Raw genomic sequence first — 14998 nt, forward strand, 5'->3', positions numbered from 1 at the left:
TTTTCTTGCCTGTGAAGAGCGAGCCGGGTGGGGCGGGTACCTGAGACGCGGTGAAGAACCTGCTGACTCTTAGAGGCTGCGGAGAACAGAAACAACCTTGCCCATGATGGTGGCGGTGTCGCCCAGAATAGGCTCGTACTGGGTGTTCTGGGGCAGCAGCCAGGTGTGGCCATCGCGCTGGCGGAAGGTTTTGACGGTGGCCTCATCATCGAGCAGGGCCGCTACGATATCGCCGTTCTGGGCGGTGTTCTGGGCGCGCACAACGACCCAGTCGCCGTCACAGATTGCCGCATCGACCATGGAATCGCCTTTGACCCGCAGCATGAAAAGGTCACCCTGGCCGACTAGCTGACGGGGTAGGGTCATTACATCTTCGATAGCCTGCTCAGCGGCGATAGGGGAGCCTGCAGCAATGCGGCCCACCAGGGGGACGGTTGCTAAGTTGTCGTCGGTTTGCGCAAAGGTGGGCACAATCGGCAGGGTGATAACGCTGGTTTCGGGTTTTGCTTCGTTGGTTGAGGTCTCGCCGGTGAGAACTTCAATAGCGCGAGGACGCTTGGGGTCGCGCCTAATGTAGCCCATTTCTTCGAGGCGAGAGAGCTGGTGGGTAACCGATGAGAGGGAAGCCAAGCCTACGAGGTCGCCAATCTCACGCATGGACGGCGGGTAGCCATGTTCATCAATCGCGTTTGAAATGGCGCTCAAAATTTTTTTCTGGCGGGCAGTGAGGGGGCGGGAGCCCTTGTGGGGCGGGCTTGCCGGAGTCTGCACAGTCTGTTCGCTCACGGTAACTCGTCTCTGTAGGTTCTTAAAATGTCAGCCACCCGGTGTTCACTATCAAGTGGTCTTCTAAGACTATGCCAAGCAAACAGGTTATTCAAACATTTGTTCTAATTTTTCTCGACTATGTTCGATTTTTCTGATAGAACATAAGTACGAAGAAATTTTAGAACAAAGATTCGACTAGTGGTTGAATCTTTGAGCGTGAATCAGGAGAAAGACTTATGAGCACCATCGCCTTGCCCGAGTTTATGGCTCGTACTTCTTTGAAGAAGCCCCTTGATCAGGCTGCTACTTTTACTGTTCGCCACAGGGCCCAGCCTGCTATCTCGGCTGGAGCTATAAGGGAGCCTCAGTACCGCATTCGCTTTGCGGCCCCGGCTCCCACTAGCCCTACTTCTGCCCCGCGTAACGCTGGGCAGACCGCAGTAGTGTCTGTGCCCACCCGCCAGGTGCGTGCTGACAGTGCGCCCCGTACCGCTGCTGCTCAGCGCCAAAAAATTCGGCTCACTCGCCGCGGCCGTCTGGTCTTTAGGGGCCTGCCGCTACTTACCCTCCTAGCCCTGGTGGTACTCGGTGCCTTGACCTTTATAGCTCCGGGCGAAGCCAAGAGCGCTACTTTTGACCCGGTTGCTCCTGTCAGCCAGCCTGTGACCGTGGTGCACGGTGACACCCTTTGGTCGATCGCGGCGGAGGTTGCGCCGGGCGAAGATAACCGCGACGTCATTAACCGCATCATGCAGATTAACGATCTCACCAGCGGCCAGCTCGTTCCCGGGCAGGTTCTTGAGGTTCCCGTCTACACCCAGACCCGGTAATGAGAGGTAGAGGCCCTATGCCAGACTGCGAAACAAGAATGCAGGGCAAGGGTCTGGGTCGCTACACTAGGGGAGTGACCGAAACTACCACAGCACTTGAAGCCTTACCCCTGCGCGATGATTTGCGGGGGCGTTCACCCTACGGCGCGCCCATGATTGACGTTCCGGTAACGCTTAACGTTAACGAGAACACCCACCCCATGCCGCAAGAAGTCATCGAGGCTATTACGCGCGATGTGGCAGAGGCTGCCGTAACCCTCAACCGCTACCCCGACCGCGAGTTCGATACCCTCAGGGCGGAGCTAGCAGACTACCTGGGGCACGGTCTGACTCCCGAGAACATCTGGGCAGCCAACGGCTCCAATGAGATTCTCCAGCAGCTTATGCAGGTCTTTGGTGGGCCTGGCCGTTCGGTTATGAGCTTTGTGCCCACCTACTCCATGTACCCCCTGCTGGCAGACGGCACCAACACCGCCTTTATTACCGGTACCCGCGCAGCTGACTACTCACTGAGCGCAGCATCGGCGGTTGAGCAAATTGAGCAGCACAAGCCCTCGATTGTCATCCTCTGCTCACCCAATAACCCCACAGGCACAGGTCTGGGTTTAGATGTCATTGAGGCTGTCTACGATGCCGTTGCCGCCTATAACGGTATTGTCGTGGTCGACGAGGCCTACGCCGAGTTCGCTCAGGACCGCACCCAAAACGCCCTCACCCTGTTGCCCGGTCGCCCTAACCTGGTGGTGAGCCGCACCATGAGTAAGGCCTTCGCTTTGGCCGGTGCTCGCCTGGGCTACTTTGCAGCTGCCCCTGCCGTTGCGGACGCCGTCCGGCTGGTTCGCCTGCCCTACCACCTCTCAGCTGTCACCCAGGCAACCGCTATCGCCGCCCTGCGCCACCGCACCCAGCTGCTAGCTAATGTTGACGGCATCCGCGCCCAGCGCGACCGCATCGTAGAGCATCTGACCGGTTTAGGGCTAGAGCCCGCTGTCTCGGACTCCAACTTCGTATTCTTCGGCGGCCTCAACGACGAAAAAGCCGCCTGGGTCTACCTGCTGGAGCGCGGCGTCCTTGTACGCGATAACGGCATTCCCGGCTACCTGCGCGTCACCGCCGGAACTGAAGCCGAGACCAGCGCCTTCCTGGAACACCTCACCGACTACGTGCAGACCTTCGAAGGATAAGCGCCCCGCACCCGTCCTCACACCGGCAAGAACCTTTAGAAAAAGAGATAGACATGGCAGTTCCCACTGAATCATCCACCGGCATCGGCCCCCGCATTGCAAAGATGGAGCGCACCACCAGCGAGTCCTCCGTCAGCGTCGAAATTAACCTGGACGGCACCGGCGTCTCTGACATCGACACCGGCGTTCCCTTCTATGACCACATGCTGACCGCCCTCTCCAAGCACTCCCTGATTGATATGACCATCAAGTGCTCCGGCGATACCCACATCGATGTGCACCACACCGTAGAAGACACCGGCATTGTACTCGGTGAGGTTCTCCGTCAGGCCCTGGGTGATAAGGCCGGTATCCGCCGCTTTGGCACCGCCACCGTTCCCCTCGATGAAGCACTAGCCTCAGCCGTAGTCGATATTTCAGGCCGCCCCTACCTGGTACACACCGGAGAACCCGAAGGCTTCGAATACCACCTCATCGGCGGGCACTTCACCGGATCAATGGTGCGCCACGTCTTTGAGGCCTTTGCCTACCACGCCGGTATTTGCCTGCACATCACCCTACTGAGCGGGCGCGACCCCCACCATATTGCCGAAGCCCAGTTCAAGGCCCTGGCCCGTGCCCTGCGTCAGGCGGTAGAGCCCGACCCCCGCCACGCCGGCATCCCCTCCACCAAGGGAGCCCTCTAATGACTGAAACCCGTCAACCGACCGTCACCGTTCTCGATTACGGGGCAGGGAACGTGCGCTCAGCCGTCCGCGCCCTTGAAGAAGCGGGAGCGCGTGTTGTGCTTTCCCGCAAGGAGTCAGACGTCCTGGGCGCCGATGGCCTGGTTGTGCCCGGCGTTGGCGCTTTCAAGGCCGTCATGGATAGCCTGAAAGAAGCAGACGCTATCCGCATGATTGGCAGGCGCGTTGCGGGCGGACGCCCCGTGCTCGGCATCTGCGTGGGTCTGCAGGTTATGTTCGACAAGGGTGTTGAGCACGGAGTTGAAGCAGACGGGCTGGGCGAGTGGCCCGGCACCGTTGAAAAGCTCAAGGCTGAAGTTGTACCCCACATGGGGTGGAATACCGTCCGCGCCCCCGAAGGCTCCAAGCTCTTTGCCGGTATCGAGAACGAACGCTTCTACTTCGTGCACTCCTACGGTGTGCAGGAGTGGACCTTCGACCAGAACAACGAAGCGATGCTCCCGCCCCAGGTTACCTGGGCCAACCACGGGGGCGACTTTATCGCCGCTGTAGAAAACGGGCCGCTGGCGGCTACCCAGTTCCACCCCGAAAAGTCAGGTGAAGCGGGCATTCGCCTGCTCACGAACTGGATTGACTCCCTGCCTGTGACCGGACGCTTGGACGGGGAGCAGTAGAGATGTCTGCAACAACGTCCGGTCTGCTATTGATGACTGTGGGCATGATGTTCATTGGCGGCGCCTACTCCTTTTACAGGCAGAAAATTACCTGGGTAGCCCAGCTGGTTCTGCTCCTGGTGGGTCTTGCCTTCGCCGGCTATGGCCTGTACGTGGTTATGAACTACAGCTAGGCCGCCAGCAGCGTATACCTAGCCCCTCCTAAAACTTCACTCTTACCCCATACTCCCAAGGAGAGAATAATGACTGATCGCCTCGAACTGCTGCCGGCAGTTGACGTAGCCAACGGCCAGGCAGTGCGCCTGGTGCAGGGCGAAGCCGGCTCTGAAACTAACTACGGTTCCCCCGTCGAAGCTGCTCTGGAATGGCAGAACGCCGGCGCTGAGTGGCTGCACCTTGTCGACCTCGATGCTGCCTTTGGCCGCGGCGATAACATCGCAATTCTGACCGAGGTAGCCCAGGAACTCTCCATCAAAATCGAGATGTCAGGCGGAATCCGCGACGACGAGTCACTGGAACGCGCCCTATCCCTGAACCCAGCCCGCATCAACCTGGGCACCGCTGCCCTGGAAAACCCCGAGTGGACCCGCAAGGTGATCGCCGAGCACGGCGATATCATCGCCGTTGGTCTGGACGTACGCGGGGAAACCCTGGCAGCCCGTGGCTGGACCAAGGAAGGCGGCAACCTCTGGGAGGTTCTCGACCGCCTGAACGAGGACGGCTGCGCTCGCTACGTGGTCACCGACGTCACCAAGGACGGCACCCTGCAGGGCCCTAACCTGGAACTTTTGCGCAAGGTCGCAGAGCGCACCGACAAGCCCGTGGTTGCCTCCGGCGGTATCGCCACCCTCGATGACATCGCAGCCCTGCGTACCATGGTTCCCCACGGCGTTGAAGGCGCTATCACCGGTAAGGCCCTCTACGCCGGTAAGTTCACCCTGGCCCAGGCCCTCGACGTTGCAGGTCGCCCCTAGTGACCGACTTTTCAGATCGCGTGCACCGCGCCCACACCCACGGGCACGGCAACCCCGGTAATCCCAGCGCACCCCGCCGGGAGCTACCTGCACATATCGCTGCCCAGCTGGCGTCCGCCGGCCAAAAAACCGATACCGGCGGGCAGCCCTGGGAAGGACGCAACCTGGGGGAAGGCACCAGCCACACCCACCAGTTCCCCGGCGACGACGGCAGAACCGACCCCGCCCTGCAAAAAGTTCTCGATGCTTTTGCCGCGGGCGAAGTCGATGAAGTCGCCGTGGTCGACGCCCTGCGCTCCGTGCGTATCTTTGCCCCAGTCGTAGCCCAGCTATCTCAAGCAGAAATCACCGAGCACGGCCTGGTATCAGACAAAGAATCGGATATGGCGCTGGTGAGTATTCAGGCTCCGGACGGACGCCGTGCCCTCCCCGTCTTCACCAACGTAGACGCCCTCACCGCCTGGCACGACCTAGCCCGCCCGGTTGCCGCTGACATGCGGAAAACCGCCCTGTCAGCCGTTGAAGACGAGAACCAGCTGATTGTGGTAAACCCCGGCGCCGACCTCACCTTCGTCGTGCGCCGCCCAGCTTTCTGGGCAATCGCCAAGGGAGAAGAATGGGTGCCCTCCTACAGCAACCCCCGGGTCGCCGAAGAGCTCAGCAACATTGCAGCGCCCCTGTCTGCTGTGGTTGCGGTTGAAGCAGGCCCCGGCACCGGTGTGTACTCGCAGACCGCGAGCGGACGCGTACTGGCAGGTGGTGGGCACGGGCCAGAACTCAAGATTATGCTCAAACTCCGCCCCGGCCTCACCCAGGAACAGGTCAACCAGACCGTGCAGACCTTCCAGCAGGGGCTCGCCCTGAACCGGGTTATCGCCGAGCAGGCTGACTCCGTACAGATTGCCTTGGCATCGGCTTAGAAGACCGGCCCGGTGAACTTTTCGCCGGGGCCCTTGCCGGGGGCGTCCGGGTAGGGGGAGGCTTCGCGGAAGGCAAGCTGGAGGGAGCGTAGACCGTCGCGCAGGGGAGCGGCATGCTGGGAGCCAATTTCGGGGGCCGCGGCGGTGACGAAGCCGGCGAGGGCTGTGATGAGCTTGCGGGCTTCGTCCAGATCCTTGAGGTCTTCGGCATTCTCTTCTGCTGCCAGGCCGCACTTAACGGCGGCTGCACTCATGAGGTGAACAGCGGCAGTGGTGATGACCTCAACAGCGGGCACTTCAGCGATATCACGCATCTGTGCGTTGACCTCTTCGACCTGCTCAGCGGTTAGGCCCTCAGGTAGCTGGACGTCCTGCTCAGAGGACTCTTCAAAACGGTAGCTAGTTTCGTTGCTCATGGTTACTAGAATCTCATACCAACCCCACCGAACGTGAATCGCCCGTCACACTGATCCTGCCTACCGGCGTCCGCCCCAAGAAAAACCCCGAAAACCCTTGAAAAACCGCGCCTTACCCAGTAATGTTAAGAGCTGTTTGCAAGTGGAACCCAGGTTCCCACCCGCAGCCGCCAGATATGGCGACCGGGTCAGCACCCGCAGCCTCCCTCTGGGAAGCAACTGGGTAGCAGCGCCGCCTGCCGGCGTCCGCTCCCTCAACCGCGGGTAGGTAACTGAAGCCTCCGCTTGCTAGCCGCAACCGGGGGCTTTTTTGCCCCCACAGAAATTCACGGGGGACACCCCCACCACAAGCAACAGGAGCTTTGTCATTAGCGATCCACGCATCAACGACCGCATTCGCGTTCCGGAAGTTCGACTCGTCGGCCCCGGCGGTGAACAGGTCGGTATTGTCCGCGTAGAAGATGCACTGCGTCTTGCTCAGGAGTCTGACCTTGACCTGGTTGAGGTTGCCCCTAACGCTAAGCCGCCTGTGTGCAAGCTTATGGACTTCGGCAAGTACAAGTACGAAGCCGCAGTCAAGGCACGTGAATCTCGAAAGAAGCAGGTCAATGCTTCTTTGAAGGAAATCCGTTTCCGCCTCAAGATTGATACCCATGACTACGAAACCAAGGTCGGGCACGCACGTCGTTTCCTGGCTGGCGGTGACAAGGTCAAGGCTATGATTCAGTTCCGTGGTCGTGAACAGCAGCGCCCCGAGATGGGTGTGCGACTGCTTGAACGCATGGCGAACGACCTGACCGAGGTTGGCACCGTAGAGTCCAACCCTCGCGTTGACGGTCGCAACATGGTGATGGTTCTTGCCCCGCTGCGCGGCAAGCAGGAAGCCCGCCGTGAGAGCCAGAAGTCAGGTGGCCGCAAGGGTCGCGAACGCGTCAACACCACCGAGGCAACCCCTGTGACCAACTCCCTGGCAGATGCAATGCCCGAGGAGCTCAAGGCACAGGCGTCAGCCGAATAGGAGCTGTTTAGACAACCAGGCGCGAGCTCGTGTAGGGTTTCGTGCTTGGTCGTCGTTCGCTTACCGCCGTTTTTATTGAGAAATAAAGGCGATGGTGGGCGGGCAGAACACCCTTAAAACTTCCCCGCCCGCCGGGGTCGTTGAGTTTTTCAGTTCCTCACCCTGTAACCGGGGCGAGGGTAGAACGTAAGGAGAATCGGCTCATGCCGAAGCAGAAGACCCACTCTGGTGCTAAGAAGCGCTTCAAGCTCACCGGTACTGGCAAGGTTAAGCGCCAGCAGGCCAACCGCCGCCACTACCTGGAGCACAAGTCATCCCGTCTGACCCGTCGTCTGGCATCTGACCAGATCGTAACCGGCGGCCAGGCTAAGGTCATCAAGAAGATGCTGGGCAAGTAAGCTCCTTCTTTTTGAAGCTTCGCCCCCTGTGGGCGCACCAAAAGTAGATATTTTCTCTCCTGCACTAGCGCTAGATTTTTAGCTGGGTAGGACACAAGACGTTAGGAGACACACGTGGCACGTGTGAAGCGCGCGGTTAACGCGCACAAGAAGCGCCGAGTAATCCTTGATCGTGCATCAGGCTACCGTGGCCAGCGTTCACGCCTTTACCGTAAGGCTAAGGAACAGGTCACTCACTCACTGGTATACAGCTACGACCACCGTCGTAAGAAGAAGGGCGACTTCCGTCGTCTCTGGATCCAGCGTATCAACGCAGCTGCACGCGCTGAGGGTCTGACCTACAACCGTTTCATCCAGGGCCTGAAGGCTGCTGAGGTTGAGGTTGACCGTCGTATGCTGGCTGAGCTGGCTGTTAACGAGCCTGCTGCTTTCTCAGCTCTGGTTGAAATCGCTAAGAACAACCTGCCTGAGGACACTTCAGCTCCCAAGGCTGCCTAAGTCTTTTTAGGTTTGTCTTGCCCCACCTGATCGTTGGGGTGCGGACGCCGCCTCCCGCTTTCCTGCCACCTGGCAGGGTAGTGAGGGGCGGCGTCCTTTTTTGTGGTATTTGTTGGGGCTGGAGCGCCGGGGCGGCGGGCCGGGACGTCGGGCGCACAGTGAATGTCCACCAGACTCTCGCAGCGTCTATGCGTTTGATGGGCACAGCGAGAGTCTGGTGGACAGTCAGATTTTGAGCGGGGATGGATGAGCGGCTAAGTGTCGGCCGCGGTGCAAGGTTGCTGTCTTTATGACAGTATTCGGAGCATTACCCCGTCCTTTTCGCGGCCTACTACAGGGACGAAGCCCTCAGCTAGGTAGAGGTTGCGGGCGAAGTTATCGGCTTCTACAGAGAGGCTCATCTGGTTCAAGTTCCTGGTGGCAGCTTCTGAAATGATGGCATGTAGAAGCACTCGGCCAAGACCGCGGCCGCGGTGCTCTTCTGATACCCAGAGGCTGACTTCGGGGGTTGTTTCGTCGATGTAACCGTAACCGGGGTCGTCCGCTGACAAGTAGAGGGCCCAGACTACCCCAGCCGGTTCTTTATCCTGGTATGCGGCGATACCGAAATCGCCGCGTGCTGGTTTACAACGGGTGTAGTGGGAAAATTCAGGACGGGTGCGGACGTCTGTGAGCGTGAAACTCGGCCCACCCCGCTATTGTCCGTGGGCGGACGGCGGTGGGGTGGGCTTCTGTGCTACCTGAAGTTGCAGGTAGGGTGGGTTTTGCTACTTAACCCAGGTGATGACCTCTTCGGCGGGCTTGCGGGTCTGGGGCCAGGGCAGCTCTTCAGCGCGGTAGCCAAGGGCAAGCATGGTGACGATGCCTTCGGTCTCGGGGTCGATGATGCCGTGGTCGGCCAGCAGGGCGTTGGCCTTGTCGGCGTTGAAGCCTTCGATGGGGCAGGAGTCGATACCGATGAGGGCGGCGGCGGTCATCATGTTGCTCAGGGCGATGTAGGTTTGCTTGGCGGATCAGTCGAAGAGGGCACGGGCGTCGGTGAGCCCCATGTCATTGACCTGGAAGCTCTTGTAAGTTTCGAGGGCTTTGGCGTGGTCTTCGGGGGAGAGATTGCGGGAGGCAAGTGAGGCCTGCATATGGGGGCCGTCGTGCTGCATGTTGCGCTTAGCTAGGATCAGGACGAAGTGGCTTGCGCCGCCGAGCTGGCGAGCAGCTCCCCAGCTGAAGGGTTTGAGGGCTTCGCGGATCTCGGGGTTTTGCAGGACGACGAAGCGCCAGCCCTGAGCGCCGACGGAGCTGGGGGAGAGGCGAGCGGTTTCGAGGATGTAGGTGATGTCGTCGTCGCTGATTTTCTTCTCGGGGTCGAAGAATTTGATGGCGCGGCGGCGCTGGGCGGCGTCGAGGACGAGCTGCTTGATGGCTTGATTCTGCACGGGCTGTGCCTTTCGTTGTGGGGCTGAGGAGAGCTTACAAGTCAACAAGCAGGGGAGGGGGGGTATTCCGGGTGGGACGCTGGCGGGTGGGCGGGCTGCCAGTTTTCAATTTCTAGATGTTCACAGCAGAAAATAGTGTGAATTGCGTTCACAGAAATGTTTGGGTATGCTGGTGCTATGGGGTGAGCCTGAATGGCTGGCCTCCGAGGTTGCAACCGAAGACCTACCCGCTATGTTTTGGGAGATGCACTGTGAAAATTCACAAGAGTACTTCGTCTGATCTGTATCTGACCCTGCAGGATATTGCTGATATTGCAGGGGTCTCAAAGCCCGCAGTGGCTAACTGGCGTAAGCGCCATGGTAAGGAATTCCCTGCTCCGGTTGAGGCTGTTTCGAGTGAGCGCCAGCCAAAATTCAGTTCTGATGAGGTTTTTGCCTGGTTGTTGGCGAATCAGAAAGTGACGCAGGAGGGTTTGAAGGCTCAGTCTTCTAGTATTCATCTGAAGACCTTGGTGGCTCAGGCTGGGCGCAGGTTACCTGTTGAAGAGTCTGCCTTCTTGGCTTTGGGGGTGGTTTATTTTGCTGACCACGGGGTGGTGCAACAGGTTGTTGCTTCCCGGGCAACTGATGAGCTTGCACAGTGTGCGGAGTCTGTGGGGTTAAAGCATTTTGTTGCTGATGCGTGGCTCAAGATCTGTTCAACCTTCACTTCCGATGAATTGAACTCTCTGGTTTCTGCTGCCCTTGGTTTGGTTGCGAACCAGCCGGTTGCTGGTTTGGTGGAAGATCTTATTGATGCTCTTGCGAATAAGCCTACTGGCTTGGGCGGAGTCGAGCTGGCGGGACGTTTTGATGCTTTGCCTTCTCTTGCCCGTCAGATTGCTGAAGTTCAGCAACAAACGGTTGAATCTATCTATGACCCTATGATTGGTTTTGCGAGCACAGCGCTTGCTTCGGTCAAGAACGATGCGGTGAGGGTTTATGGTGCAGACTTCGCCCATTTGGTTCTTGCAGTTGCTGAGTTGCGTCTAGCTCTAAACGGTGTTGACGCCCAGCTCAGTGCTGTGAATTCTATGAAGGTTGATACTTTCCCCGAGCATGATGCTGATTTTGCTTTTGTTGAAGGGCCGTGGGGAATCCGTCTTGAGGGTCTTGTTCCTGAAGATTTCATGGGGCGGGATGTAGTGGCCTTGGACCTGCTACCTAAGAGCGGTGGTGGTGACGCTCTGACTTTAGTCGATGTTGTAGCTCACTTGTCTGAGGGAGGCTGGGGTTATGTTCTGACCCCCTTCAATGTCGCCATGAATAAGCGGTTTGAACGCTTCCGTCATGCTTTGATTGCTCAGGATTGTGTTGCTGCGATAATCCAGTTGCCGGGAGGCCTTGCGAGGAGCACCCAGATTCCGCTTGTGCTGTGGGTTCTGCGGGCTCCGGGCCAGGCATCTGACTCTGTTGCCGTGGTTGATGCTTCTGGGGTGAAGAATGTTGCTGAGGAGGTTGCTTTGGCTGTTGCTTCTATTCAGCGACTTGAGCTTCCTTCACGTTTGCCGTCACGTTGGGTTTCTTTGGCTGAGTCTTTGGCTGGGGCGGATTTTTCGTGGCTTCCTGCTGCTGCTTTGAAGTCTGAGGTGAAGGCTGAGGACGTTCAGGCCCGGCTGGTTGAGGCTGAGGGGCTGGTGCGTGAGGGGCTGGTGAGACTAGCTAAGAGTGCAGATTCTTTGCAGGTTGATGCCGGTTTTGGGGTGGACTTTGATGCTCCGGTGGTTTCTCTGGCTAATTTGCCTGGTGGGCAGGCCCATAGGGCGGTGCTGCATCGGGAAGATATCGTGATGGATCTCTGGGGGAAGGGAAGCGTTTCGGCTCGCCTGTTGAAACCGCGTGTAGGTTTTGATGCTTGTGAGAAGGTGTACGTGCGGGACGGTTCCCGGGTGCTTGAGCCGGGGGATGTGGTGGTATGGACCGCCCCGAAGCTGAGCGCGGTTGCTGTGCCTGATGATGGTCAGACCTATGTTGTGAAAGGCGCCGGTGCCGTTCAGGTATTCCGCCTTGATCCTGCCGTGTGGAATCCACAGTATCTAGCGGCAGTGGTTAATAATCAGACGGCTGAGGCGGAGCCTGGTTCTGTGTTGAACCGGGTGAGGCTTCAGGACGTCCGGGTACGTCGCTTGAATTTGTTGGGTCAGGAGCGTGCGGTGCAGCAGTTTGAGCAGCTAGATGGGTTACTTCGGCAGGCCCAACAACTTGCTGGCGGCGTTGAAGCGTTGATGGGGGCACTGGCTGACCTCAGCATTGTTGAAGAAAAGTAACCTTGGGCTTGTCCCGTAGAATTTGAGTAAATATCGGAACAGGTGGGGATGGCTAGTTGGGCCATGCTAATCGGAAAGAAAGACTACATGAGTCAGGAACTTGAGCGGGCAGAGTTGCACCGTGCCCTTTGGAAAATTGCGAATGACCTGCGCGGTAGCGTCGATGGATGGGACTTCAAACAGTATGTTTTGGGGTTTATGTTCTACCGCTTTATCTCGGAAAACCTCACGGCCTACCTTGATAGCGAGTTAGAAGAGGGCGAGCCCAGCTACGCGACCCTGACCAATGTCGAGATTGCTGAAAATCATGAGGCTATCGAAGATACGGTTGAGGAAAAAGGCTTCTTTATCTTCCCTGAAGACCTCTTTGAGAATGTTCGTCAGCGCGCTAACCAGAACAATGAAAACCTGAATGAAGAACTTCAGGAAATTTTCAAGCGCATTGAATCTTCAGCTAGCGGGATTTTGAGCGAAGAAGATAACAAAATCCGTGGTCTCTTCGATGACCTGGATGTTAACAGTAATAAGCTGGGTGCATCTATTCCTAAGCGGAATGAGCTCTTGCGTAAGTTGCTCAATGAGGTAGGCAATTTTAAGCTGGGTAATTTTGCTGACTCCCATAACGATACCTTTGGTGATGCTTACGAGTACCTGATGGGTATGTATGCTTCAAGCGCCGGTAAGTCGGGCGGCGAGTACTACACCCCGCAGGCTGTTTCTGAGCTACTGGCCCATATTGCTGTGGCGGGTAAGGATAAGGTCAACAAAGTGTATGACCCGGCCTGTGGTTCCGGTGGCCTACTCCTGAAGTTTGCCAAGGTCTTGGGTAAGGAAAACGTCAAGGAAGGTTTCTTTGGGCAGGAGATTAACCTGACTACCCGTAACCTGGCTGTTATCAATATGTTCCTGCATGACCTCAACTATGCAAACTTTGATATCGCCCACGGGGATACCTTGCTTGACCCGGCCCACCGCGATATTGAGCCTTTTGAGGCGATAGTGTCGAACCCTCCCTATTCTGTGAAGTGGGAGGGCGACGCTAACCCCCTGCTGATTAACGATGAGCGATTCGCTCCGGCTGGTGTGCTGGCTCCTAAGTCGAAGGCTGACCTGGCCTTTACTATGCATATTTTGCACTGGCTGGCAGAGAACGGGACGGCTGCCATTGTTGAGTTCCCCGGTGTGCTGTACCGCGGGGGAGCGGAGGGCAAGATTCGTAAGTACCTGATTGATGGTAACTATGTGGACGCCGTGATTCAGCTTCCGCCGGACCTCTTCTTTGGTACCACCATTGGTACCTGCATTATTGTGCTCAAGAAGTCGAAGAAGGATAACAAGACTCTCTTTGTGGATGCCTCGGCCCTTTTTGAACGGTCAGGTAATAAGAACACTCTGACTGAAGCCCACCGCCAGCAGATTTTGGACGCGCTCGCAGAGCGCCAGGACGTTGACTACTTCGCCCAGCTGGTTGATAACAGCACTATTGCTGAGAACGACTATAACCTTTCGGTGTCCTCTTATGTTGAAGCTGAAGACACCCGTGAGGTCATCGATATTGTTGCTCTGAATGCTGAGATCGAGCAGATCGTTGCCCGCCAGTCTCAGCTGCGTATTGAAATTGACGCCATTGTGGCAGAACTCGAGGCAGGTGCAGACCATGAGTAGGATTGCTGAGCTAATTGAAGAAATGTGTCCAAACGGTGTTGAATACCTAGAGCTCGGAAAATTAATTATGAAAAATATTGGGGGAGGGACCCCAAGTAAATCTAAATCCGAGTATTGGGATGGTGATATACCTTGGGTATCAGTAGGCGATCTGAATACCTCAACAAACTATGTAAAAAATACTCGATCAAAAATTACTCTTGCTGGTGTGGAAGGGAGTTCAACTAATGTAATTCCTGCTGGATCCGTGATTGTTGCTATAAAAATTTCGCCAGGTAAATTAAAAATTGCTGGAACTGATTTAGCGATTAATCAGGATATAAGAGGGCTGATTCTAAAGGATTGTATAAATCCTGATTTTTTGGCTTATTACTTTCAGATTGTTAACGTTCAAGGGCATGGAACGATTGTTAAAAGTATAACAAGTAAGACTTTGGAAAAAATCAAAGTACCTGTGCCACCGCTGAAAATTCAGGAAGAAATTGTTAAAATATTAGATAGATTCACCTTGCTGGAGGCTGAGCTGGAGGCACGGAGAAAGCAGTATACCTTTTATCTGGATTCTCTTTTGAATTTTGAAAATAGGGGGGGGGGCAAGCCTCACTTAGCGCAAGAAAAGTTCAGGAAATATTCGAAATATCTCGTGGTCGAGTCATCTCTAAAGATTATCTCAGGAATAATCCTGGTATTTATCCAGTTTATTCTTCTCAAACGCAAGAAGAGGGGGTTTTTGGAACAATCTCTAGTTATGATTTCGATGGGAAGTTTTTAACCTGGACTACAGATGGTGCGAATGCTGGCACTGTTTCATATCGCACTGGAAAATTTAGTTGCACTAACGTATGTGGGATTTTGAAAATCAAAGTATCTGATGTTTCATTGAAGTATATCTACTACGCACTCTCCCAGATAGCCCCTCGTTATGTAAATTCTGGAATGGGTAATCCAAAGTTAATGAGTAATAAAATGGGTGAAATTGATTTGTTGATTCCCTCTCTCGCGGAACAGGAGCGCATCGTTGATATTCTCGACCGCTTTGAAGCTCTCGTGAATGACATTAGCTCCGGCCTACCCGCTGAAATCGCTGCCCGCCGTAAACAGTACGAGTACTACCGCGACCAGCTCCTCACATTCAAGGAACTCCAGCCAGAAGCAGCCTAACCCCCCCTAACACTGTCGCCCCGGCACACCCACCCCACATGCCAGCCGGGGCGACACCGTCCTTGCC

The 14998-nt window shown here is 56.5% G+C and carries 16 protein-coding genes and 3 pseudogenes; 14 read left to right on the plus strand and 5 right to left on the minus strand.

Annotated features, from left to right (window positions below; all coding sequences use genetic code 11):
- Nucleotides 1–69: 69 nt before the first annotated feature.
- Nucleotides 70–729: pseudogene (lexA, locus tag L6963_RS05130) on the minus strand (transcriptional repressor LexA); the annotation flags it as partial.
- A 275-nt stretch (nucleotides 730–1004) separates the two neighbouring features.
- Between lexA and L6963_RS05135 the strand changes: the two are divergent.
- The 7 genes from L6963_RS05135 (at nucleotide 1005) to L6963_RS05165 (ending at nucleotide 6036) form a co-directional block, all read left to right on the plus strand.
- Complete coding sequence (locus L6963_RS05135; protein ID WP_237206796.1) at nucleotides 1005–1598, plus strand: LysM peptidoglycan-binding domain-containing protein; 594 nt, start codon at nucleotides 1005–1007, stop codon at nucleotides 1596–1598.
- Between the two features lie 38 nt (nucleotides 1599–1636).
- Nucleotides 1637–2782, plus strand: a complete 1146-nt coding sequence (locus L6963_RS05140; protein WP_237209120.1) for a histidinol-phosphate transaminase — start codon at nucleotides 1637–1639, stop codon at nucleotides 2780–2782.
- Nucleotides 2783–2835: 53 nt separating this feature from the next.
- Nucleotides 2836–3468 carry an imidazoleglycerol-phosphate dehydratase HisB gene (hisB, locus tag L6963_RS05145; protein ID WP_237206798.1) on the plus strand — a complete coding sequence of 211 codons (633 nt, stop codon included), beginning with the start codon at nucleotides 2836–2838 and terminating at the stop codon, nucleotides 3466–3468.
- Nucleotides 3468–4142, plus strand: coding sequence for an imidazole glycerol phosphate synthase subunit HisH (hisH, locus tag L6963_RS05150; RefSeq protein WP_237206799.1), 675 nt, complete (start codon nucleotides 3468–3470; stop codon nucleotides 4140–4142). Before hisB ends, hisH begins: the two co-directional genes overlap by 1 nt.
- Nucleotides 4143–4144: 2 nt before the next feature.
- The gene (locus L6963_RS05155) at nucleotides 4145–4315 is read left to right on the plus strand and encodes a hypothetical protein (protein WP_237206800.1); all 171 of its coding nucleotides are present in this window, start codon (nucleotides 4145–4147) and stop codon (nucleotides 4313–4315) included.
- A 69-nt stretch (nucleotides 4316–4384) separates the two neighbouring features.
- Complete coding sequence (gene priA / locus L6963_RS05160) at nucleotides 4385–5116, plus strand: bifunctional 1-(5-phosphoribosyl)-5-((5-phosphoribosylamino)methylideneamino)imidazole-4-carboxamide isomerase/phosphoribosylanthranilate isomerase PriA (protein ID WP_237206801.1); 732 nt, start codon at nucleotides 4385–4387, stop codon at nucleotides 5114–5116.
- On the plus strand, nucleotides 5116–6036 hold the full coding sequence (locus L6963_RS05165) for an SseB family protein (RefSeq protein ID WP_237206802.1): 921 nt from the start codon (nucleotides 5116–5118) through the stop codon (nucleotides 6034–6036). The genes priA and L6963_RS05165 overlap by 1 nt, the downstream gene beginning before the upstream one ends.
- On the opposite strand, the gene L6963_RS05170 is transcribed toward L6963_RS05165, so the two are convergent.
- Nucleotides 6033–6452, minus strand: coding sequence for a DUF1844 domain-containing protein (locus tag L6963_RS05170; protein ID WP_237206803.1), 420 nt, complete (start codon nucleotides 6450–6452; stop codon nucleotides 6033–6035). The genes L6963_RS05165 and L6963_RS05170 overlap by 4 nt on opposite strands.
- 310 nt (nucleotides 6453–6762) lie before the next feature.
- Here L6963_RS05170 and infC point away from each other — a divergent pair, with 310 nt between their 5' ends.
- The 3 genes from infC (at nucleotide 6763) to rplT (ending at nucleotide 8366) form a co-directional block, all read left to right on the plus strand.
- The gene (gene infC / locus L6963_RS05175; RefSeq protein WP_237206804.1) at nucleotides 6763–7470 is read left to right on the plus strand and encodes a translation initiation factor IF-3; all 708 of its coding nucleotides are present in this window, start codon (nucleotides 6763–6765) and stop codon (nucleotides 7468–7470) included.
- A 203-nt stretch (nucleotides 7471–7673) separates the two neighbouring features.
- Nucleotides 7674–7868 carry a 50S ribosomal protein L35 gene (rpmI, locus tag L6963_RS05180; RefSeq protein WP_135011425.1) on the plus strand — a complete coding sequence of 65 codons (195 nt, stop codon included), beginning with the start codon at nucleotides 7674–7676 and terminating at the stop codon, nucleotides 7866–7868.
- Nucleotides 7869–7982: 114 nt separating this feature from the next.
- Nucleotides 7983–8366: a 50S ribosomal protein L20 gene (rplT, locus tag L6963_RS05185; protein ID WP_135011424.1), complete on the plus strand. Its 384-nt coding sequence runs from the start codon at nucleotides 7983–7985 to the stop codon at nucleotides 8364–8366.
- A 287-nt stretch (nucleotides 8367–8653) separates the two neighbouring features.
- On the opposite strand, the pseudogene L6963_RS05190 reads toward rplT, so the two are convergent.
- The 3 genes and pseudogenes from L6963_RS05190 to L6963_RS11900 form a co-directional block, all read right to left on the minus strand.
- A pseudogene (locus L6963_RS05190) lies at nucleotides 8654–8977 on the minus strand (N-acetyltransferase family protein); the annotation flags it as partial.
- A 156-nt stretch (nucleotides 8978–9133) separates the two neighbouring features.
- A pseudogene (locus L6963_RS11895) lies at nucleotides 9134–9364 on the minus strand (nitroreductase family protein); the annotation flags it as partial.
- Between the two features lie 15 nt (nucleotides 9365–9379).
- Entirely contained in the window at nucleotides 9380–9799 is a 420-nt protein-coding gene (locus L6963_RS11900; protein WP_423816783.1) for a nitroreductase family protein, read from the minus strand.
- Between the two features lie 251 nt (nucleotides 9800–10050).
- On the opposite strand from L6963_RS11900, the gene L6963_RS05200 reads away from it, so the two are divergent.
- The 4 genes from L6963_RS05200 (at nucleotide 10051) to L6963_RS05215 (ending at nucleotide 14931) form a co-directional block, all read left to right on the plus strand.
- Entirely contained in the window at nucleotides 10051–12105 is a 2055-nt protein-coding gene (locus L6963_RS05200) for an N-6 DNA methylase (protein ID WP_237206805.1), read from the plus strand.
- Between the two features lie 87 nt (nucleotides 12106–12192).
- Complete coding sequence (locus L6963_RS05205; protein ID WP_237206806.1) at nucleotides 12193–13770, plus strand: type I restriction-modification system subunit M; 1578 nt, start codon at nucleotides 12193–12195, stop codon at nucleotides 13768–13770.
- Entirely contained in the window at nucleotides 13763–14542 is a 780-nt protein-coding gene (locus L6963_RS05210) for a restriction endonuclease subunit S (protein ID WP_237206807.1), read from the plus strand. Before L6963_RS05205 ends, L6963_RS05210 begins: the two co-directional genes overlap by 8 nt.
- Nucleotides 14425–14931, plus strand: a complete 507-nt coding sequence (locus L6963_RS05215; RefSeq protein ID WP_237206893.1) for a restriction endonuclease subunit S — start codon at nucleotides 14425–14427, stop codon at nucleotides 14929–14931. The genes L6963_RS05210 and L6963_RS05215 overlap by 118 nt, the downstream gene beginning before the upstream one ends.
- Nucleotides 14932–14998 lie beyond the last annotated feature (67 nt).

This window comes from Rothia nasimurium, from assembly GCF_928392795.1.
Classification (GTDB): domain Bacteria; phylum Actinomycetota; class Actinomycetes; order Actinomycetales; family Micrococcaceae; genus Rothia; species Rothia nasimurium_F.